The organism is Actinosynnema sp. NPDC023587, assembly GCF_040640215.1.
Lineage (GTDB): Bacteria > Actinomycetota > Actinomycetes > Mycobacteriales > Pseudonocardiaceae > Actinosynnema.
The window spans coordinates 180,148-198,261 of the sequence record NZ_JBFABG010000009.1 but is presented as its reverse complement, the minus strand read 5'-3'; the positions used below and the strand labels follow the sequence as shown (position 1 = coordinate 198,261).

18 protein-coding genes and 2 pseudogenes are annotated in these 18,114 nt (G+C 74.4%); 10 read left to right on the top strand and 10 right to left on the bottom strand.

All coding sequences use genetic code 11. The features are described 5' to 3' along the window. The first annotated feature begins 13 nt into the window (after positions 1-13). Positions 14-1,198, top strand: coding sequence for a multidrug effflux MFS transporter (locus AB0G01_RS23835; RefSeq protein ID WP_360949012.1), 1,185 nt, complete (start codon positions 14-16; stop codon positions 1,196-1,198). A gap of 209 nt (positions 1,199-1,407) precedes the next feature. Beyond that, positions 1,408-3,576, top strand: coding sequence for a helix-turn-helix domain-containing protein (locus AB0G01_RS23830; protein WP_360949010.1), 2,169 nt, complete (start codon positions 1,408-1,410; stop codon positions 3,574-3,576). A 12-nt stretch (positions 3,577-3,588) separates the two neighbouring features. Here AB0G01_RS23830 and AB0G01_RS23825 read toward each other — a convergent pair whose 3' ends face one another. From AB0G01_RS23825 to msrA, 3 genes are all read right to left on the bottom strand, one after another. Continuing rightward, entirely contained in the window at positions 3,589-4,134 is a 546-nt protein-coding gene (locus AB0G01_RS23825; RefSeq protein ID WP_360949008.1) for a sigma-70 family RNA polymerase sigma factor, read from the bottom strand. Positions 4,135-4,535: 401 nt separating this feature from the next. Beyond that, positions 4,536-5,051: an MOSC domain-containing protein gene (locus AB0G01_RS23820; protein WP_360949006.1), complete on the bottom strand. Its 516-nt coding sequence runs from the start codon at positions 5,049-5,051 to the stop codon at positions 4,536-4,538. Then, complete coding sequence (gene msrA, locus AB0G01_RS23815; protein ID WP_360949004.1) at positions 5,030-5,533, bottom strand: peptide-methionine (S)-S-oxide reductase MsrA; 504 nt, start codon at positions 5,531-5,533, stop codon at positions 5,030-5,032. Before msrA ends, AB0G01_RS23820 begins: the two co-directional genes overlap by 22 nt. 426 nt (positions 5,534-5,959) lie before the next feature. Here msrA and AB0G01_RS23810 point away from each other — a divergent pair, with 426 nt between their 5' ends. Genes AB0G01_RS23810 through AB0G01_RS23800 form a run of 3 tightly spaced genes read left to right on the top strand, consistent with a single transcriptional unit; the run spans position 5,960 to position 9,261 of the window. Beyond that, positions 5,960-6,817: a 3-hydroxyacyl-CoA dehydrogenase gene (locus tag AB0G01_RS23810; RefSeq protein WP_360949002.1), complete on the top strand. Its 858-nt coding sequence runs from the start codon at positions 5,960-5,962 to the stop codon at positions 6,815-6,817. 23 nt (positions 6,818-6,840) lie between these two features. Then, positions 6,841-8,610: an oleate hydratase gene (locus tag AB0G01_RS23805; RefSeq protein ID WP_360949000.1), complete on the top strand. Its 1,770-nt coding sequence runs from the start codon at positions 6,841-6,843 to the stop codon at positions 8,608-8,610. A 57-nt stretch (positions 8,611-8,667) separates the two neighbouring features. Next, positions 8,668-9,261, top strand: a complete 594-nt coding sequence (locus AB0G01_RS23800; protein WP_360948998.1) for a hypothetical protein — start codon at positions 8,668-8,670, stop codon at positions 9,259-9,261. Here AB0G01_RS23800 and AB0G01_RS23795 read toward each other — a convergent pair. Beyond that, positions 9,201-9,650 (bottom strand): DUF3995 domain-containing protein, encoded by a 450-nt coding sequence (locus tag AB0G01_RS23795; RefSeq protein ID WP_360948996.1) that lies wholly within the window; start codon positions 9,648-9,650, stop codon positions 9,201-9,203. The two genes, AB0G01_RS23800 and AB0G01_RS23795, sit on opposite strands and share 61 nt — an antisense overlap. Before the next feature lie 45 nt (positions 9,651-9,695). Continuing rightward, complete coding sequence (locus tag AB0G01_RS23790; protein ID WP_360948994.1) at positions 9,696-10,154, bottom strand: MarR family transcriptional regulator; 459 nt, start codon at positions 10,152-10,154, stop codon at positions 9,696-9,698. A 92-nt stretch (positions 10,155-10,246) separates the two neighbouring features. On the opposite strand from AB0G01_RS23790, the gene AB0G01_RS23785 reads away from it, so the two are divergent. Beyond that, entirely contained in the window at positions 10,247-11,278 is a 1,032-nt protein-coding gene (locus AB0G01_RS23785) for an LLM class flavin-dependent oxidoreductase (protein ID WP_360949181.1), read from the top strand. Positions 11,279-11,363: 85 nt separating this feature from the next. Here AB0G01_RS23785 and AB0G01_RS23780 read toward each other — a convergent pair whose 3' ends face one another. After that, on the bottom strand, positions 11,364-11,933 hold the full coding sequence (locus tag AB0G01_RS23780; protein ID WP_360948992.1) for a TetR/AcrR family transcriptional regulator: 570 nt from the start codon (positions 11,931-11,933) through the stop codon (positions 11,364-11,366). Between the two features lie 93 nt (positions 11,934-12,026). Between AB0G01_RS23780 and AB0G01_RS23775 the strand changes: the two are divergent. Further along, a pseudogene (locus AB0G01_RS23775) lies at positions 12,027-12,455 on the top strand (DoxX family membrane protein); the annotation flags it as partial. An 8-nt stretch (positions 12,456-12,463) separates the two neighbouring features. Continuing rightward, positions 12,464-12,673: pseudogene (locus AB0G01_RS23770) on the top strand (NADPH:quinone reductase); the annotation flags it as partial. Positions 12,674-12,708: 35 nt separating this feature from the next. Here AB0G01_RS23770 and AB0G01_RS23765 read toward each other — a convergent pair. Beyond that, a complete protein-coding gene (locus tag AB0G01_RS23765; protein ID WP_360948990.1) occupies positions 12,709-13,554 on the bottom strand; it encodes an NAD(P)-dependent oxidoreductase in 846 nt (281 codons plus the stop codon). 168 nt (positions 13,555-13,722) lie between these two features. Here AB0G01_RS23765 and AB0G01_RS23760 point away from each other — a divergent pair, with 168 nt between their 5' ends. Further along, positions 13,723-14,271, top strand: coding sequence for a hypothetical protein (locus AB0G01_RS23760; RefSeq protein WP_360948988.1), 549 nt, complete (start codon positions 13,723-13,725; stop codon positions 14,269-14,271). Here the strand turns inward: AB0G01_RS23760 and AB0G01_RS23755 are convergent. Together AB0G01_RS23755 and AB0G01_RS23750 are read right to left on the bottom strand one after the other, a co-directional pair. Continuing rightward, positions 14,237-15,112 carry a bile acid:sodium symporter family protein gene (locus AB0G01_RS23755; protein WP_360948986.1) on the bottom strand — a complete coding sequence of 292 codons (876 nt, stop codon included), beginning with the start codon at positions 15,110-15,112 and terminating at the stop codon, positions 14,237-14,239. The two genes, AB0G01_RS23760 and AB0G01_RS23755, sit on opposite strands and share 35 nt — an antisense overlap. A 128-nt stretch (positions 15,113-15,240) precedes the next feature. Next, positions 15,241-15,888: an NAD(P)H-binding protein gene (locus AB0G01_RS23750; RefSeq protein ID WP_360948984.1), complete on the bottom strand. Its 648-nt coding sequence runs from the start codon at positions 15,886-15,888 to the stop codon at positions 15,241-15,243. 104 nt (positions 15,889-15,992) lie between these two features. Here AB0G01_RS23750 and AB0G01_RS23745 point away from each other — a divergent pair, with 104 nt between their 5' ends. Next, positions 15,993-16,838, top strand: a complete 846-nt coding sequence (locus tag AB0G01_RS23745) for a helix-turn-helix transcriptional regulator (RefSeq protein ID WP_360948982.1) — start codon at positions 15,993-15,995, stop codon at positions 16,836-16,838. Positions 16,839-16,911: 73 nt separating this feature from the next. On the opposite strand, the gene AB0G01_RS23740 is transcribed toward AB0G01_RS23745, so the two are convergent. Continuing rightward, positions 16,912-18,009, bottom strand: a complete 1,098-nt coding sequence (locus AB0G01_RS23740; RefSeq protein ID WP_360948980.1) for a class II histone deacetylase — start codon at positions 18,007-18,009, stop codon at positions 16,912-16,914. Positions 18,010-18,114: the final 105 nt, after the last annotated feature.

Genomic DNA, 18,114 nt, shown 5'->3' with positions numbered 1-18,114 from the left:
CCGGCCGGCGCGGGTGACCGGCCCGCCGCGCACCCGGCGGCTCCTGCTGTTGCTCGGGGCCCTGTCCACGTTCGGCCCGCTGTCCATCGACCTGTACCTGCCGGCGCTGCCCGCGCTGGCCCGCCAGTTGGGAACCACCGACGACGCCGCGCAGTGGAGCATCTCGGCGTGCATGATCGGGCTGGCCCTGGGTCAGCTCTTCATGGGCCCGTTGAGCGACAAGATCGGCCGCAAGCGGCCGTTGTTCATCGGGGTGGCGACCTACACGGTGGCGTCGCTGCTGTGCGCGACCGCGCCGTCGATCACGGTGTTGATCGTGCTGCGGCTGGTGCAGGGCCTGGCGGGGTCGGCCGGGATGGTGGCGGTCGAGGCGATGGTGCGGGACCTGTACGAGGGTCGGCAGATGGCGCGCATCCTGTCGCTGCTGATGCTGGTCGGCGGGTGCGCGCCGATCGTCGCGCCGGTGCTGGGCGGCCAGTTGCTGCACTTCACCGACTGGCGCGGCCTGTTCGTGCTGCTGGCGGTGATCTCCGCGCTGCTGCTGCTGGCGGTGATCGCGCTGCCGGAGACGCTGCGCCCGGAACTCCGGCACGCGGGCGGCCTGCGCCGCGTGCGCGCCGGGTTCTCGGCGGTGGTCCGCGACCGGATGTTCGTCGGCTGCACGCTGGGCACGAGCATCGGCAGCATCGCGCTGTTCATCTACATCTCGGTCAGCTCCTTCGTGCTCGAAGGCGGCTACGGCGTGAGCCCGCAGGTGTTCTCGCTGATCTTCGCGGTCAACTCGGTGGGCCTGGTGCTGGGCGGGTGGTTCAACTCGCTGCTGCTGCGCCGGTACGCGCCGGAGCGGCTGCTCGTGGCCGAATCGCTGGTCGCGCTCGGGGCCAGCGCGGTGGCCCTGGTCGCGGCCGTGCTGGACGCCCCTCTCACGGTGTTCCTGCCGGCCCTGTTCCTCACCATCCTCAGCGGCGGACTGGCCTCCCCCAACGCCACGGCGCTCGCCCTGACCCGCCACCCGGCCAACGCGGGCACCGCCGCCGCGCTGCTGGGCAGCACGGGTTTCCTGTTCGGTGCGCTGTTCGCGCCGCTGGCGTCGCTGGGCGGGGCCACCGCGATCGCGATGACGTGCGGCATCACCCTCGCCCGCATCGGCTCGTGGCTGGCGTACGCCCTGGTGGCCCGCCCGCAGCGAACCGGCTGAGACCCGGCCCGGCGCACGTGGGCACCCCGGTTCCCGCTGCCCGCTGCTGTCCACTGTGGACCCCTCGGCTCCGGCGCGCGCCCGAGTCGTGCCCACCACGCGCGTCCACGGTCTGCCACGGCCCGGCGACGAAGGTCCGACGCCGGTGAACCGCCCGGCCGGCCCGGTGCGTTGTCGGAGGTGAACGCAGCCGGGACGAAGGGGGACCAGTGTCCGGGAGACTCGCCGAACTGCTGCGCCAGCACCGGGCCAGGACCGGGTTGACGCAGTCCGAGCTGGCGGCGGTGTCGGGGGTCAGCCTGCGGGCGATCAGCGACATCGAGCGCGCCCACGCGATCCGCCCCCAGCAGCGCACGGTCGACGCGCTGGCCGCCGCGCTGGCGCTGCACGGCGAGGCCCTCGACCGGTTCCGGCGCAGCGCCCGCCCGCGCCGGACCGGCCGGTCCGCCGTGCGGGCCCGGCGGACCGCACCGGACGACGCGCCGATCGGCCGCGAACGCGATTCGGCCCGGCTGGGCGCACTGCTGACCGGCGGCGCGGTGGTCGTGCTGCACGGTCCGCGCGGTGTCGGGAAGTCGACCCTGGCCCGGCACGCGGCGCGGCTGTGGCGGGACCGCTTCCCGGACGGGCGGGTGGTCGTCGACCTGCGCGGGTCCGAGGCGGACCCCACGCCCCCGGCGGTGGTGTTCGGGGCGGTGCTGGACGCGCTCGGCGCGCCGCCGCGCAGCGGACCGCGCGGCACCGCCGAACTGGCCCGGCTCTGCCGGCTGCGGCTGCGCGACCGCAAGGTGCTGCTGGTGTTCGAGGACGCCGCCGACGAGGAGCAGGTCCGGCCGCTGCTGGTGCACGGCGCGGGCTCGGCGGTGCTGGTCACCGGCGGGCAGGAGCAGGCGTGGCCCGGCCTCGCGGTCGGGCCGTTGGAGGAGGCCGCGGCGGGCGCGCTGTTCGCCGCGGTCGTCGGTGCCCGCCGGGTCGAGGCCGAACCGCTCGCGGCCCAGCGGATCGTGCGGGCGTGCGGCGGTCTGCCCGTCGCGTTGCGGGTGATCGGGCTGGGCCTGGCCCGCAGCCCCCGCTGGACGCTCGGCGACGCCGCCCGGAAGCTGGACCGGGAACGCGGCCGGCAGGCCCCGTTCGCCGTGGCCTACCGCCGGCTCGGCGGCGAGGCGGCGCTCGCGCTGCGCCGGCTCGCGCTGTCCCCCGTCGCCGAGGTGACCGCCGAGACCGCCGCCGAGGCGACCGGCCTGTCCCCGGCCGCCGCCGAGGGCGCGCTCGACGACCTGGTGGAGACGGGTTTCCTGGACGCCGACCGCCGCCTGCACGACCTGGTCCGGGCGTTCGCCCGGTCCCGGCTGCACGCCGAGGAGGACCCGGGTGCCACGCGGCCGGCCGAGGTCCGCGTGGTGCGGGCGCTGCTGGCCGGGTCGGGCGGGCAGCGGACCCGCGTGCTGCGGGCGGGCATCGACCTCGGGCTGTGCGACGACGTGTCGGCCGCAGTGCGCCGCTGGGACGACGCGCACGCGTGGACCACGGTGTTCGCGCTCGGGGTGCACGCCGCGCGGATGGCCGGTGACCGGCACGCGGAGGCCGCCCACCTCAACCGCATGGGTCGGGCGTGCGCGCTGGAGGACCGGCTCGACACGGCGATCGAGCTGCACGTGCGGGCGCGCGAGGTCGCGGCGGAGGTCGGCGCGCCGGACGAGGAGGCGTCGGCGCTGATCCACCGGGGCGTCGCCGAGCTGCGGGCGGGCCGGCCGGGCCGCGCGCTGTCCTGCGTCGACACCGCGCTCCCGCTGGTGGCGGCCGACGAGGACGACAGCCGCCTCCACCTCGCCCGGTCGCTGCGCGGACGGCTGCTCGACGCCGTGGGCCGGCACGCCGAGGCGGTGACCGCGCACCACGGCGCGGTGGCGAGGCTGCGCGGCGACCTGGGCTGCGACACGCCCTCCTTGGCCATCGCGGCGGCGCGCTGGGGCAACAGCCTGGCCGCACTCGGCCGGTGGCGGGAGGCCTGCGCGGCGTTCCGCGAGTCCGAGCGCCTCTTCCAGGCGTCCGGGATGTCGTTCGACGCGGCGCGCGCCGGCCTGCGGATCGCGTCGGCGCTGCTGCGGCTGGGCCGGCGGGGCGACGCCCAGCGCCGCCTGGAGGAGGTGGACGTCGTGCTGCGCGACGGCCTGTGGCCGCGCCCGGCGAGCCTGCTGCGCGCGCTGGACGAACTCGCCGACGCGGGCGGGAAGCTGTGGGCGCACCGCTTCCGCGAACACGCCGCGACCGCCTACGACCACGGCGGCGACACCACATCCGCGCTCGCCCTCCGCGACACGCCCGCCCGGGAGGCCCCCGCCGAGCGGGCCCCCGCCGACCGCGCGGCGGGCGGATGACGCGGGACCGGGTCACCACTCGGCCGCGGTGACCCCGCACCCCGCCAACGCCTCGGCCACCGCGATGGTCGCGTGGTGCACGCGGGACTTCACCGTGCCGACCGGCACGCCGATCGCGGTCGCCGCCCGCTGCCGGGTCCGGTCCAGGTGGTAGACCTGCCGCAGGGCCTGGTGGTGGGTCGGGGTGAGCCCGGACAGCGCCTGGTCGACCACGCACCGCCGCACCACCTGGTCGGCGAAGTCGGCCGGGCCGGGCAGCAGGTCGAAGTCGTCGTCGCCGAAGGTCAGCGGCCGGACCCGGTCGCGCCGGCTCCAGTCGACGACCAGGTTGCGGGCCACCCGGAACAGCCAGGGGCGGACGGAGTTGCGCTGCGCGGCGAGCGCGGTCTCGTTGCGCCAGGCCCGCAGCACGCACTCCTGCACCACGTCCTCGGCCCGGTGCGGGTCGTTCGGCAGCAGGCCGCGCACGTAGCGCAGCAGCGCCGTCGCGTGCTGGTCGTACACCGCCGCCGCGAAGTCGCCGTCGGCCCGCGTGCGGTCGTCCGTGCTCTGGGACATCGCTGTGGCCTCCCGGCGTCGCGGCTCCGCCCAGTGCACCCACCGCGCGGCGCGGTGGCCACGCGGAACGACCGGCAGAACCGGTTCTGCCGGTCGTCCGGGTCGGCGGGCCCCGGACGTGGGAAGGGGTGGTCGGCGGGCCCGTCTCCGAGACCCGCCGACCACTCCCCCGGGGCGCGCGGTGCCCTGCCACCGCTGCCCGGGAACCGGACCGGCACTCGCACCGGGGGCGGGGAGCGCAGCGGTCCGATCCGTCACCGAGTCCACCAGGGAACGGGCGTCCGGACCAGGCAGGACAACCGGCAGAACCAGCGCCGCCGGGTCGTGCGGGTCGGTGGACCCGGTCGAGGCGGTGGCGACCGGTCCGGTGCGGTCGTGCGGGCCGGCCGACGCGCACGGCCTCAGCCCACGACCACCGGGCCGAGCCGCAGCACCCCGTCGTCCAGGGGGACGCACCGGACTCCCCCGTGGCCGCGCAGCGCCCGGAACGCGCCGGGCGCGATCACGACGTCCATCCACGCGCACGGGTTCGCCGGCCGGTGGGCCTCGAAGCGCACCGGGCCGTCGCCGGTGTCCAGGCTGAACACGTCGTGCCGCGCGAGCCGGTCCACGTCGAACCCGCGCAGCACGATGTTGCGCCGCACGAGCAGCGGATCGGGGGCGGGGGCCAGGCCGAGCCCGGCGGCGACGCCCTCCAGCGCTTCGACGGCGAAGACCGTCACCGCCGCCGACCGGTGGGCGGCGTGGTTGAAGTACCGGTCGCCCACGAGGCCGAGGCGTGCGCGGACCACCACGTGGTCGCGCGCGGCCGGCTCGGGATCGGGTCGGGGCCCGTCGGCCGGCCGGCCCTCGAAGGCGTGCACGGCGGCCACGTGCAGCGCCACGACCTGGGCGGTCAACGCTCGCCGAGCTGCCACTCCGGCCGCACGTAGTGGCAGGTGTACCCGTTCGGGTAGCGCTCCAGGTAGTCCTGGTGCTCGGGCTCGGCCTCCCAGAAGTCGCCCGCCTGGGTCACCTCGGTGACGACCGCGCCCGGCCACTTACCGGAGGCGTCGACGGCCGCGATGGTCTCCTCTGCGGTCTTCTTCTGCTCGTCGGTCTCGTAGAACACCGCGGAGCGGTAGCTCGCGCCGAGGTCGTTGCCCTGGCGGTCGCGGGTCGTCGGGTCGTGGATCTGGAAGAAGAACTCCAGGACCTGCCGGTAGCTCAGCCGAGCCGGGTCGAAGACGATCTCGATGGCCTCGGCGTGGCCGTCGTGGTCGCGGTAGGTGGCGTTGGGCACGTCACCGCCCGTGTAGCCCACCCGGGTGGAGATGACGCCGGGGTGGCGGCGGAACAGGTCTTGCACCCCCCAGAAGCAGCCACCCGCCAGAACGGCCTTCTCGGTCACCGTGGCCATGTTGTCGCTCCACTCCTCAGCCGGTCGGTACGCACTTCCTCGAACGCTCTCACGCCCCGCCATCATCCCGCCGCCGGTGTGATCCACGACCGCCCGGTGCCCGGGGTCGGCGGCGATCGCCGCGACGACGGGTCGCGGGGGCCGGTGGACAATCGCCGGTAGGCCCCGCCGCGTCGCGCCGCGAGATCGTCACCCGATGGTGTCGAAGGCGGTAACGCGCAGGTAGCGGGCGTGCGCGGGCGGGTCGGCGTGGAGTTGCGGCGGCCCGGGTGCCGGGTACGTTCACGGCAGGCGCACCTGCTGCGGAGGGGGACGCGCCGGGCGTTCCGGGACCGCCCGGGGCCCTGTTCCGCGGACCGCCGCCGGGTGTCGCGCGCGGTCCCCGGCTCCCCGGCGCACCGCCCGCGCGGAAAGGTGGACGACCACGTGAGCGACATCAGGAACGTCACCGTGCTGGGGACCGGCGTGCTGGGGTCCCAGATCGCCTTCCAGACCGCCTACAGCGGCTTCGACGTCACCGCCTACGACATCGCCGAGGACGTGCTGGAACAGGCCCGCGAGCGGTTCGCGACCCTCGTCGAGACCTACCGGGAGGAGGTCCCCGGCGCTGCCGACGGCAGGGCCGAGGACGCCCTGACCCGGATCTCCACCACCACCGACCTGGCCGAGGCCGCGCGGGACGCGGACCTGGTGATCGAGGCCGTCCCCGAGCAGCCCGCGATCAAGGAGGACGTCTACCGGCGGCTCGCGGCCCTCGCGCCGGAGCGGGCGGTGTTCGCCACCAACTCCTCCACGCTGCTGCCCAGCGCCCTCAAGGACTTCACCGGGCGGCCGGACCGGTTCCTGGCGCTGCACTTCGCGAACCGGATCTGGCAGTTCAACACCGCCGAGGTGATGGGCACGGCGGACACCGACCCGGCCGTGTTCGAGCAGGTGCTCGCGTTCGCCGCCGACATCGGCATGGTGCCGGTGCCGGTGCGCAGGGAGAAGGCCGGCTACGTGCTGAACTCGCTGCTCGTGCCGTTCCTCAACGCCGCCGCCGAGCTCGCGGCCGGCGGGTACGCGGACCCGCACGACGTGGACAACGTGTGGCGGATCGCGACCGGTGCGCCGATGGGGCCGTTCCAGATCTACGACATCGTCGGCCTCAACACCCCGTACAACATCCTCTCGCACGGCGACGAGAAGGACCGCGCGCTGGCCGCGTGGATGAAGGAGAACTACATCGACCAGGGCAAGCTCGGCGTCGCGGTCGGCGAGGGCTTCTACAAGTACGGAAGCTGACCGGCACAGGGGAAGGGCACCGGATGTACTACAGCAACGGGAACTACGAAGCGTTCGCCCGACCGCGCAAGCCCGAGGGCGTGGACGACAAGTCCGCGTGGTTCGTCGGTGCCGGTCTCGCGTCGCTGGCGGGCGCGGCGTTCCTGATCCGCGACGGGCAGATGGCCGGCGAGCGGATCACCGTCCTGGAACGGCTGGACCTCCCCGGTGGCGCGCTCGACGGGATCAAGGAGCCCAAGAGGGGTTTCGTGATCCGCGGCGGCCGGGAGATGGAGAACCACTTCGAGTGCCTGTGGGACCTCTTCCGCTCCATCCCCTCGCTGGAGGTCGAGGGCGCGAGCGTGCTCGACGAGTTCTACTGGCTCAACAAGGACGACCCGAACAGCTCGTTGCAGCGCGCCACCGTCGAGCAGGGCCGCGACGCGCACACCGACGGCCTGTTCACGTTGAGCGACAAGGCGCAGAAGGAGATCATCAAGATCTTCCTGGCCACCCGCGAGGAGGTGGAGGGCAAGCGGATCGACGAGGTGTTCGGCGAGGACTTCCTCAAGAGCAACTTCTGGCTGTACTGGCGGACCATGTTCGCGTTCGAGGAGTGGCACAGCGCGCTGGAGATGAAGCTGTACCTGCACCGCTTCATCCACCACATCGGCGGGCTGCCGGACTTCTCCGCGCTGAAGTTCACCAAGTACAACCAGTACGAGTCGCTGGTGCTGCCGCTGTACAAGTGGCTGCTGGCGCAGGGCGTGGTGTTCCACTTCGCCACCGAGGTGACCGACGTCGACTTCGACATCACCGCCGGGCGCAAGCAGGCGACCCACCTGCACTGGGTCCGCGACGGCGTGCCGGGCGGGGTCGACCTCGGGGTGGACGACCTGCTGTTCATGACGATCGGGTCGCTCACCGAGAACTCCGAGAACGGCGACCACCACACGCCCGCGCGGCTGAACGAGGGCCCCGCGCCGGCGTGGGACCTGTGGCGGCGGATCGCGGCCAACGACCCGTCGTTCGGGCGGCCGGACGTGTTCGGCTCGCACATCCCGCAGACGAAGTGGGAGTCGGCGACCGTCACCACCGTCGACCGGCGCATCCCGGACTACATCCAGAAGATCTGCAAGCGCGACCCGTTCAGCGGGCGGGTGGTGACCGGCGGCATCGTCACGGCCAAGGACTCCGCCTGGCTGATGAGCTGGACGGTGAACCGGCAGCCGCACTTCAAGCTCCAGAAGCCGGACGAGATCGTGGTCTGGGTGTACTCGCTGTTCGTGGACCGCCCCGGCGACCACGTGCCGAAGACGATGCAGGAGTGCACCGGCGAGGAGATCACCCGGGAGTGGCTCTACCACCTGGGCGTGCCGGTCGCGGACATCCCGGAGCTGGCCGCGACCGGGGCCAAGACGGTGCCGGTGATGATGCCCTACGTCACGTCGTTCTTCATGCCCCGCCGGGCGGGCGACCGGCCGGCCGTCGTGCCGGAGGGGTCGGTGAACTTCGCGTTCATCGGCCAGTTCGCGGAGACCAGCCGGGACTGCATCTTCACCACCGAGTACTCGGTGCGCACGCCGATGGAGGCGGTGTACACGTTGCTGGGCGTGGACCGCGGCGTGCCCGAGGTGTTCGGGTCGACCTACGACGTGCGGTCGCTGCTCGCGGCGACGAGCAGGTTGCGCGACGGCAAGGAGCTGCGCGTGCCCGGTCCCGCCGTCCTGCGGCGGTGGCTGCGCGGGAAGGTGGACGCCACCGAGGTGGGTGAGCTGCTGGCCGAGTTCGGCCTGGTGCCGGAGAAGCCCTGAGCACGGGTACCGCGCGGACCGGTCGCGTCCGCCACGTGGATGAGGAAGAGGGGCAGCGTGTCCGTCAAGTCGAGTTTGGCCGTCGCCGCCGCGCTCGCGGGTGCGGCGGCGGCCGGTGCCGCGCTGCTGTTGCCGCGCGAGGATTCCGAGCCCCTGCCCTACCCGGACAGCGAGCCCGACGCCACCTTCGACGACGCGCAGCGGCTGTCGTCGGTGACGCTGCCCCGGTGCGCCCGGGGCAGCGCGCGGTACCACGTCGGGTCGGCGGAGCCGGGTCCGCTGGTGGCGATGGACTTCACCGCGCCGGACGAGTGCGTGGACGACTTCCTGGCCGCGCTGGGCGTGGCCACCGCGGGGCGGCGGGTGCGCTGGAACCCGGTGACCGCCGGCGGCGCGCCACCGATCGAACCCCCGGCCGGGTCCGGGGCCCCGTGGGAGTTCCTCCCCGGCCAGCGGGTGGAGCTGTGGTCGGTCGAGGTCGGGTCCGGGGCGCGCCGGCGGCACGTCGTCGTCTGCGTGAACCGGTCGACGTTCCCCCAGCAGGTCTGCCTGCGGTCCTACCCCGTCGGGGAGGACGGCCGGCCGGCCGGTCAGGCGAGGGCGGCGACCAGGCCGGTCGCGGCGGCGAGGACCAGGCACAGCGGCGAGTAGACCCGCCGGTCGAGCCGGGCGAACTCGGTGCCCCCGCGCGCCGACGAGACCAGCCCGCCCGCGCCGCGCAGCAGCAGCACCGCGGCGACGCCGGCCGTGCCGACGACGGTCAGCCACGCCGGGCCGGGCGCGCCGACCACCCCGCCGCGCGCGGCCACCAGGTACCCGGCCAGCGCGAGCAGGGCGGCGACCGCGAGGGTCAGCCCCGGCGACGGCAGCCGGTCGGCCGGGACCCCCACGACCCGGCTCGCGAACTCCTCGCGCGACCGCAGCGGCCACGGCGAGAACGCCCACACCACGTGCAACCCGCCGACCGCCACCAGGACCACAGCCGTGAGCAGGGCCACCAGCGTCATCACGAACCTCCCGTGCGCCTGTCCGTACGGCACCGTACGGAACGGTCGCACGCTAACGCACGGTTCCTGAGGACGGCCTCAGCCGGCCTCGATCCGCTCCAGCACCCGGCTGAACGCCCGGCCCAGCACGTCCAGCTCCTCGGCCGAGAGCACGTCGAACAGGTAGCGGCGCACGGTCCGGACGTGCGCGGGCGCGGCGGCCTCGATCGCCGTCCGGCCGGCCGGGGTCAGCCGGACCATCGAGCCGCGCGCGTCCTCGGGGCACCGCTCGCGCGCCACCAGCCCGCGCTTCTCCATCCGCCCGATCTGGTGGGACAGCCTGCTGCGCTCCCAGCCGACCAGCGCGCCCAGCTCCCGTGCGCGCACCAGCCCGTCCGGCGCTTCGGACAGCGGGGCCAGCAGCGAGTAGTCCGCGTTCGACAGCCCCGAGTCGCGGACGAGCTGACGTTCCAGGGCTCCGTGCAGCTCGCGGTTCAGGTCGAGGTAGGCGTGCCACACCCGTGCTTCGCGCTCGTCCAGCCAGCGGGGTTCGTCCACCGGGCCCACGGTAGCAAGTTGTTGATGTGTCATCAATATTTGTTGACACGTCATCATCCGCTCGCTAACTTGATGACGTGTCCACGAACGGAATGCAACTCGGCCTCCTCAGCTTCGCCGACCGCCACCCGGACCCGAGGACCGGCGAGCGGGCGAGCGTCGCCGACGCGCTGGCCCGGCAGTTGGAGCGGATCAAGCTCGCCGACGAGCTCGGCCTGGGCTTCTACGGCCTCGGCGAGCACCACCTGGACAACTTCGCGATCTCGAACCCCGCGACCGTCCTCGCCGCCGCCGCGAGCATCACCCGGGACATCACGCTCAGCAGCGCGGTGACCGTGCTCAGCACCGAGGACCCGGTGCGCGTCTACCAGCAGTTCACCACGCTCGACCAGCTCAGCCGGGGCCGCGCGGAGCTGCTCGCCGGGCGCGGCTCGTTCACCGAGTCCTTCCCGCTGTTCGGCGCGCGGCTGGAGGACTACGACGAGCTGTTCGAGGAGAAGCTCGCGCTGCTGCTCCGGCTCGACCGGGAGGACCCGATCACCTGGTCGGGCAAGTTCCGCGCCCCGCTGGAGAACGCGCACGTCTACCCGCGCCCCTACGGCGAGCGGCTGCGGATCTCGGTCGGCACGGGCGGCAACCCGGAGTCGTCGGTGCGCGCCGGCCTGCTCGGCCTGCCGATCGTGTACGCGGTCATCGGCGGTCAGCCGGAGCGGTTCGGCCCGCTGGTCGACCTCTACCGCCGGGCGGGCGAGGCGGGCGGCCACGCGCCGGAGGACCTGCACGTGACGATGAGCGCCATCGGCCTGATCGCCCGCGACTCCCAGGACGCCAAGGACACCTACTACCCGTACTGGCTGGAGACCATGAAGTACGGCGCACGCGCACGCGGCTGGTCGGTCCCCTCGCGGGCCGACTACGACGAGTGGACGCGCGGCGCGCAGTCGATCTTCGCGGGCAGCCCGGCCGAGGTGGCCGAACGCCTGATCACGGTCGGCCGGCTGACCGGCGCGAACCGGTACGCGATGCACATGGACTGGTCCGGCGTCCCGCACGGGGCGGTGATGACGGCGATCGAGCTGCTGGGCACCGAAGTGCTCCCGGCCGTGCGCGCGGAACTCGGCTGAGCCGCCCGCACCACCCCCCGACCGCCCGCGACCCCTCCGGAAGATCGCCCACGGGCCTCGGCGGACCAGTCGGCCGGCGTCGAGGTCACCGGCCCCTCCCCTGGTCGCGGAACAGGAAACCGGCCACCGCGCGGCCGACCACCTCGGGGTCGTCGCCCGGGTCGCGCGTCAGCGCGCCGGTGTTCCACAGGGTCGCGAAACCGTGCACGACCGACCACGCCGCGACCGCCGCGAGCCCCGGTTCCCCCTCGCCCGCCACCCCGCCCTGGAGCAGCGCGCCCGCCCGCTCCCGCGCGGCGGCCACCGCCGGGTCGTCCGGGTGGTGGAGGTCGGGCCGGAACATCACCTCGAAGTGCGCGCGGTGCTCCACCGCGAACCGCACGTAGGCCGCGCCCAGGTCGACGAAGTCCCCGCCCCCGTCGCGCGTCGCCGACAGCGCGTCGGCCAGCAGCTCGAACCCCTCGGCCGCCAACGCGGTCAGCAGACCGGCCTTGTCGCGGAAGTGGTGCACGGGGCCGGCGTGCGACACCCCCACCCGCCTCGCCAGGTCGCGCAGACCGACGGCGGACGCACCGCGCTCGGTGATCACGTCGACGGCGGCGGCGAGCACGGCGCGGCGCAGATCGCCGTGGTGGTAAGGGCGTCCGGAGGTCACGGCCCCACCCTAGCCGGTATCTAGACATTGACAAGTTCCCGACCGGGGGCGCATCTTGTCACTGTCTAGTTCGCATCGCCCCGGAGGTCGACCGTGGAACCGCTGATCATCCTCGTGACCGTCACGCTCGCCCTCGCCGCCGCGCGCGCCCTCGGCCTGACACGGCTGCCGCCGTGGCCGTTCGCCGTGCGGACGGGCCTGGCCGCGATGTTCACCGCGACCGGGATCGCGCACTTCGCGGGACTGCGCGAGGAGCTCATCGCGATGGTCCCGCCCGCGCTGCCCGCGCCCGCCCTGCTGGTCACCGCGACCGGTGTGCTCGAACTGGCGGGCGCGGTCGGCCTGCTGTGGCACCGCACGGCCCGCCGGGCGGCGATCGGGCTGACCGCGCTGCTGGTCGTGATGTTCCCGGCGAACGTTTACGCGGCGACCACCGGCCTGTCGCGCGCGTTCGGCGACCAGCTCCTCCCCCGCACGATCATGCAACTGGTCTTCCTCGCGGCGACGGTCGCGGTGGTCCTCACCCGCGACACCGCGACCTGCCCTCCCCCACCGCCGGACAGGTCGAGGCCGGCGGGGTGTCCTTCGCCGAGCGGCAGATGCGCCGGGGGAAGTACCACGACCAGCCGGCGTTCCCGTTCGTGCCCGGCGACGACCTCGTCGGCCGGCGGTTCGCCGCGCTGACCACGACCGGCGACCGGGCCGACCACGTGGTGCCGGCGGCGGACCTCGTGCGAGTCGATCTTCCTCGCACATCGGGGCAGCTGCCGGGTGATCAGGTGCCGAAGGCCCGGACCACGGCCGCCATGTCCTCCGCGCCGCCGTGCTCGGCGGCCACCCGGTACTGCTCGTGCAACGCGCGCATGACCCGGTCGTCGGTGCCCGCCTCGCGCATCGCGTCGAGGATCAGCCCGGCGTCCTTGACCGCGCCGTCGATGCCGAACGACGGCGCGAACTCGCCCGCGATCATCGCCCGCCCCTTGGCCTGGGCGTAGGCGCTGTCCGCGGCACCGCCGGCGATGGCGTCCAGGAACGCCGCCGGGTCCAGCCCCAGCCCGCGGCTCAGGGCGACCGCCTGCGCGGTGGCCGCGGTGATCGACAACACCCACGAGTTCGCCGCCAGCTTGAGCCGCTGGCCGTCGCCGGGCTTCTCCCCCGCCCACACCGTGCGCGCGCCGATCGCGTCGAACACCGGGGCCACCCGGTCGCGCAGCGCGGTCGGACCGGCCGCCAGCACGGTCAGCTCGCCCTCCTCGGCGGGTTTGCGGGTGCCGAGCACGGGCGCGTCGACGTACCCGGCCCCGCCCGCGAGCCCGGCGAGGCGCTGCGCGCCGGTCAGCCCGACCGTGCCGCTCTGCACCCACACCACGTCCTCGCCGAGGTCCAGCCCGCCCACCACCTCGGCGGTGGAGTCCGCGTCGAACAGGACCGTCAGCACCACGTCCGCACCCTCGACCGCCGTCGCCGGGTCGGCGGCCACCACCGCGCCGTCCGCCGCCAGCGGCCGGGCCTTGTCCGCGCTGCGGTTCCACACCGCCACGGACAACCCCGCCCGCAGCAGGCTGCGCGCCATCCCCGCACCCATCATCCCGGTGCCCAGCACCGCGACCGACTTCGCCACCCGGTACCCCTTCCCTCTGCCGACCGCAAATCTGCCACCGCGACGGGCGACCCGCATCTTTCGTCTTCACCGGGTCGGACCAATTCCGCCCGCACCCGGGCGGACAGCGCCCGCTACTCCACCCGCCGGCCCTACGGTGGGCCCGAACGCACGCGTGCGGGGGGCGGTATGGACGACACGACAGGTCCACGGGGTCGGGCACCGGTGGTCGCCGGGTGGGCGGTCTTCTTGCTGGGGCTCGCGGTGCCGCTCGTCCTGGGCCGGCTGGTCGGGTTCCGCCGCACCGGCGTGGGCCGGCCGCGCGTCGCGGCGCTCCCGGTGCCGCTGGGCGGCGCGGCGGCGGCGCACCTCGGCGGCCGGGTCCGCGAAGGCGACCACCGCCGGTGGGCGCGCCCGTCGACCGCTCCCCCGCCGGGTCGGCCGTTCGTGCTCTCCCCGGACCCGACCGCCCGCGCGGAGACCCCGGCCGACGATCCCGTCCTGGCCCGGCGACGACGGCTCGGCGAGATCATCCAGGCGCTCGGCGCGGTGCTGGCCGTCGTCGCGCTGTGGCGGCTGGGGTTCGCGGTGTGGCGGCTGGCCCGCCACGACTGGGCGGCCGACTGCCCCCACCTGTACGTGGTCGGGCCGGCGGTGTTCGCCGGGCTGTGCGGCGTGGTCGCGGCCCGGCTGGGCCGCCGGATCAGGCTGCGGGCCGCTCCGCGCGGGTCCGGGTGAGCAGGTGGCCCGCCAGCGCCGCGATCGGGAACATGAGCACGCCGTAGACCGCGGCCGGGACGGCGAGCCGCTCGCTGCCCACCACGGTGACCGCGATCGCGATGGCCGGCGTGCTGTTGTGGATGCCCACCTCGAACGCGGACGCCACCGCCTGCCGGCGCTCGACCCGGAACAGCCGGGGCAGCAGGTACCCGGCGGTGAGGCTGCACGCGCAGAACAGCGCGGCCACCGGACCGGTGTCCACCAGGTAGGTGCCCAGGTTCTCCCGCTCGGCGAGCAGCGCGCCCGCGATCACGGCCACCAGCACCACCGCCGAGACGATCCGCACCGGCCGGTCCGCGCGGTCGGCGAACGCCGCCGACCACCGCCGCACCGCCATCCCCAGCACCACCGGCACCAGCACGATCGCGAAGACCTGGGCGACCTTGCCGAACTCCAGGCCCACCGCGCCGTCGCCGATGGCCGGCCGGAAGTGGTCCAGCGCCAGGTTCACCACCACCGGCAGGGTGACCACGGCCAGCACCGAGTTGACCGCGGTGAGCGTGATGTTGAGCGCCACGTCACCGCGGAACAGGTGGCTGAACAGGTTCGCCGTGGTGCCGCCGGGCGAGGCCGCGAGCAGCACCATGCCCACCGCGAGCACCGGGTCCAGCCCGAACGCCGTCACCAGCCCGACGCAGACCAGCGGGAGCAGCAGGAGCTGGGTGGCCAGGGCGACCGCGACGGCCCGGGGTTCCCGGACCACCCGCGCGAAGTCCGCGACGGTCAGCGACAGGCCCAGCCCGGACATCACGATCGCCGGCGCGACCGGCAGACCGACACTCGTCAACGCGGTGCCCACGGGCCACCCACCTCTCCCGTCGCACCGCGACGGTGAGGGGCGACGGGCGCATCCTCCCCGATGTCCGGTTCGACGGGGAGTAGTCGTTACCGAAGAGCGGTCAGCGGGTGACGGTCAGCGGGTGGCGGTCAGCGTGCGACGGTGAAGCGGCGGCCCTCGTGCGCCGGCTGCTCGATCTCGTCGACCAGCGCGACGGCGTAGTCCTCGGTGCTGATCCAGCTCACGCCCTCGGCGTCGCTGACCAGGTCGTCGACACCGGTCCGGTACCGGCCGGTGCGCTCGCCGGGCTCGATCGTGGCGGCCGGGCTCAACGCGGTCCAGTTCACGTCCGACACGCCGCGCAGGTAGTCCAGGGCGTCGCCGTGCGCGTGCATGATCTGGAGCAGCCAGTCCGGCAGGCCCGGCTCGTCCCAGACCCGGCTGCCGTCGGCGGCGCGCAGGCTGCCCGCGCCGTTGACGACGATCAGCCGGGGCGCGCCGTCGACCGCGCGCAGCGCTTCGACCAGCGCCTTCGCCGCGGGCTCGATGGTGGCCTGGTGGCCGGGGCCGTCGCCGCCGCCGACCGCGCTGACCACCACGTCGTGGCCGGCCAGCAGCTCCGGCAGGCTCGCGGCGTCGAGCACGTCGCCGGCGCGCGCGGTGAGGCCGGCGTCGGTGCGGTCGAGCTTCGCCGGGTCGCGGACGATCGCGGTGGCGGTGTGGCCTCGGCGCAGCGCCTCGTCGAGGATTCGCGAGCCGATGGTGCCGGTGGCTCCGATGAGCGCGATGTGTGCCATGACTGAGCGGTCTCTCCTCAATGGACGGTGGACGCCGTTCGACGCCCGTGGGGCATAGTCAAGCCACCGGCCGGCGGACCGGCGAGGTGGGAGAAGGACACGTCATGGTGAAAAAGCGACACATCCCGGAGGTGCCGTACCGCAACCCGGCGGGCACCGAGCTCGGGATCGAGGTGCTCACGCTGGGCGCGCTGCGCTCCCGCGCGAGCGGCGGGCACGACCTGACCCGCCCCCAGCGGCCGGAGTTCCACCTCCTGATGCTGGTGACCGCCGGCACCGGGACGCACACCGTGGACTTCACGCCCTACCGGCTGCGCCCCGGCAGCGTGGTGTGGGTCCGCCCCGGCCAGGTGCAGCAGTTCCGGTCCTGGGCCCGGCTGGAAGGTCCGCTGCTGCTGTTCCGGCCGGACTTCCCGCCACCGGACGCGGCGAGCCCGTTCGGGCCGTCGCACTGGCAGCTCACCACCGAGAACCGGGTGCTCGCCGGCACCGCCGCCGACCACCTGGCCGTCGAGTACGCCGCGCTCGCGCACGCGCCGCCCGCCGCCGCCGGACGGCTGCTGGCGCACCTGCTGGGCGCGCTGCTGCACCGGCTGTCGTCGGCGTCGGACCCGAGGGGGCCGCGGTACAACGACGCGTTCCTCCGGTTCCGCGAGGCGGTCGAGCGGGATTTCGCCACCCGGCACCGGGTCGCCGACTACGCGCACGCCCTGGGCTACTCGCCGCGCACGCTGACCCGGGCGACGCAGGACGCCGTGGGGATGGGCGCGAAGGAGTTCCTGGACCGCCGGATCGTGCTGGAGGCCCGCCGGCTGCTCGCCCACACCGACCTGGCGGCCGCCGCGATCGGCGCGCGCCTGGGCTTCCCGGACCCGGCGAACTTCGTCAAGTACTTCCGCCACCGCACCGGCACCGCGCCCGGCGGGTTCCGCTCGGACTTCACCGCGTGAGGGAGGGACCCGACCCGCGCGGTGTCGGGGTGGAGACCGGTCCGGCCGCCGGGGCGCGACGGCCGGACCGGGGTCAGATGTCGCCGACCAGCACTTCGGCGGCCTTGATCGCCGCATCCTGGTGCGGCTGGAGCTCCTGCTGGCCCAGGGTGTCGAAGGAGAACGGCTCCCGGAACGGCTCGGTGACGCCCGCCAGCACCTCGATCACGGCGTTCGCGCAGAACGGGACGTAGGCGGCGGCGTACCCGCCCTCGTGCACGCACACGACCCGCCCGTCGCACAGCCCGGCCGCCGCGTCGAGCACCATCCGGGCGATCTCCCGGTACCCGCGCGGGGTGACCATCATCCGGCCCAGGGGGTCCAGCGCGTTGGCGTCGAAGCCCGCCGCGATCACGATCAGGTCGGGCCGGAACCGGTGCAGCGCGGGCAGCACGACCCGGCGGACCGCCTCCAGGTAGCCGCCGTTGCCGGTGCCCGGCGGCAGCGGCAGGTTGAGCGTGTAGCCGAAGCCCGCGCCGGCACCGCGCTCGGTGACGAACCCGGAGTTCGACGGGAACATCCGGTCTTGGTGCAGCGAGAGCGCGAGCACGTCCGGGTCTTCCCAGAACACGGTCTGGGTGCCGTTGCCGTGGTGGACGTCGACGTCCACCACCGCCACCCGCGCCACGTCGTGGGTGCGCCGCGCGGCGCGCACGGCGATGGCGATGTTGGCCAGCATGCAGAAACCCATGCCGGAGTCGGGTACCGCGTGGTGGCCCGGGGGGCGGACCAGGGCGTAGGCGTTGTCCACCTCACCGCCCAGCACGGCTTCCACGGCGCGGATCGCGCCGCCGGTCGCCAGCCGCGCGATGTCCAGCCCGCCGCGCCCGAACGGGGTGCCGCCGTCGCCGCCGTCGCCGCCGGTGTCGTTGGCCTCGGTGAGCCGGGCCAGGTGGCCGGGCGTGTGGACGAGCAGGATCTCCTCGTCGGTGGCGGGGCGTGGTGCGAGGCGGGTCAGCCGGTCGATCAGGCCGGTCGCCACGACCAGTTCGTGCACCCGCCGCTTGGCTTCGGGGTTTTCCAGGTGTCGGTACGGCTGGATTCCACGACGCGGGTCGGCGGGCGCGAGACTCGCGTGGGTACCCGTGTCGTGCCAGCCGTAGAGCTCGTGGTACACGTAACCCGTCGACATGTCCGCGATGGTCCTCGTGCGGCGGTCCCCCGTCTTGTCCGCCAGTGACCGGCCGTTGACTGCCGGCGAACGTGCGCCGGGGACCAAGTCCGGTACGCCGCACGC

What these genes read in the sequence shown, in the direction of transcription:
- AB0G01_RS23760 (WP_360948988.1), top strand. Translation starts at nt 13,723, where the DNA reads ATGGACGACACGACAGGTCCACGGGGTCGGGCACCGGTGGTCGCCGGG.
- AB0G01_RS23745 (WP_360948982.1), top strand. Translation starts at nt 15,993, where the DNA reads ATGGTGAAAAAGCGACACATCCCGGAGGTGCCGTACCGCAACCCGGCG.
- AB0G01_RS23805 (WP_360949000.1), top strand. Translation starts at nt 6,841, where the DNA reads ATGTACTACAGCAACGGGAACTACGAAGCGTTCGCCCGACCGCGCAAG.
- AB0G01_RS23740 (WP_360948980.1), bottom strand. Translation starts at nt 18,009, where the DNA reads ATGTCGACGGGTTACGTGTACCACGAGCTCTACGGCTGGCACGACACG.
- AB0G01_RS23825 (WP_360949008.1), bottom strand. Translation starts at nt 4,134, where the DNA reads ATGTCCCAGAGCACGGACGACCGCACGCGGGCCGACGGCGACTTCGCG.
- AB0G01_RS23785 (WP_360949181.1), top strand. Translation starts at nt 10,247, where the DNA reads ATGCAACTCGGCCTCCTCAGCTTCGCCGACCGCCACCCGGACCCGAGG.
- AB0G01_RS23750 (WP_360948984.1), bottom strand. Translation starts at nt 15,888, where the DNA reads ATGGCACACATCGCGCTCATCGGAGCCACCGGCACCATCGGCTCGCGA.
- msrA (WP_360949004.1), bottom strand. Translation starts at nt 5,533, where the DNA reads ATGGCCACGGTGACCGAGAAGGCCGTTCTGGCGGGTGGCTGCTTCTGG.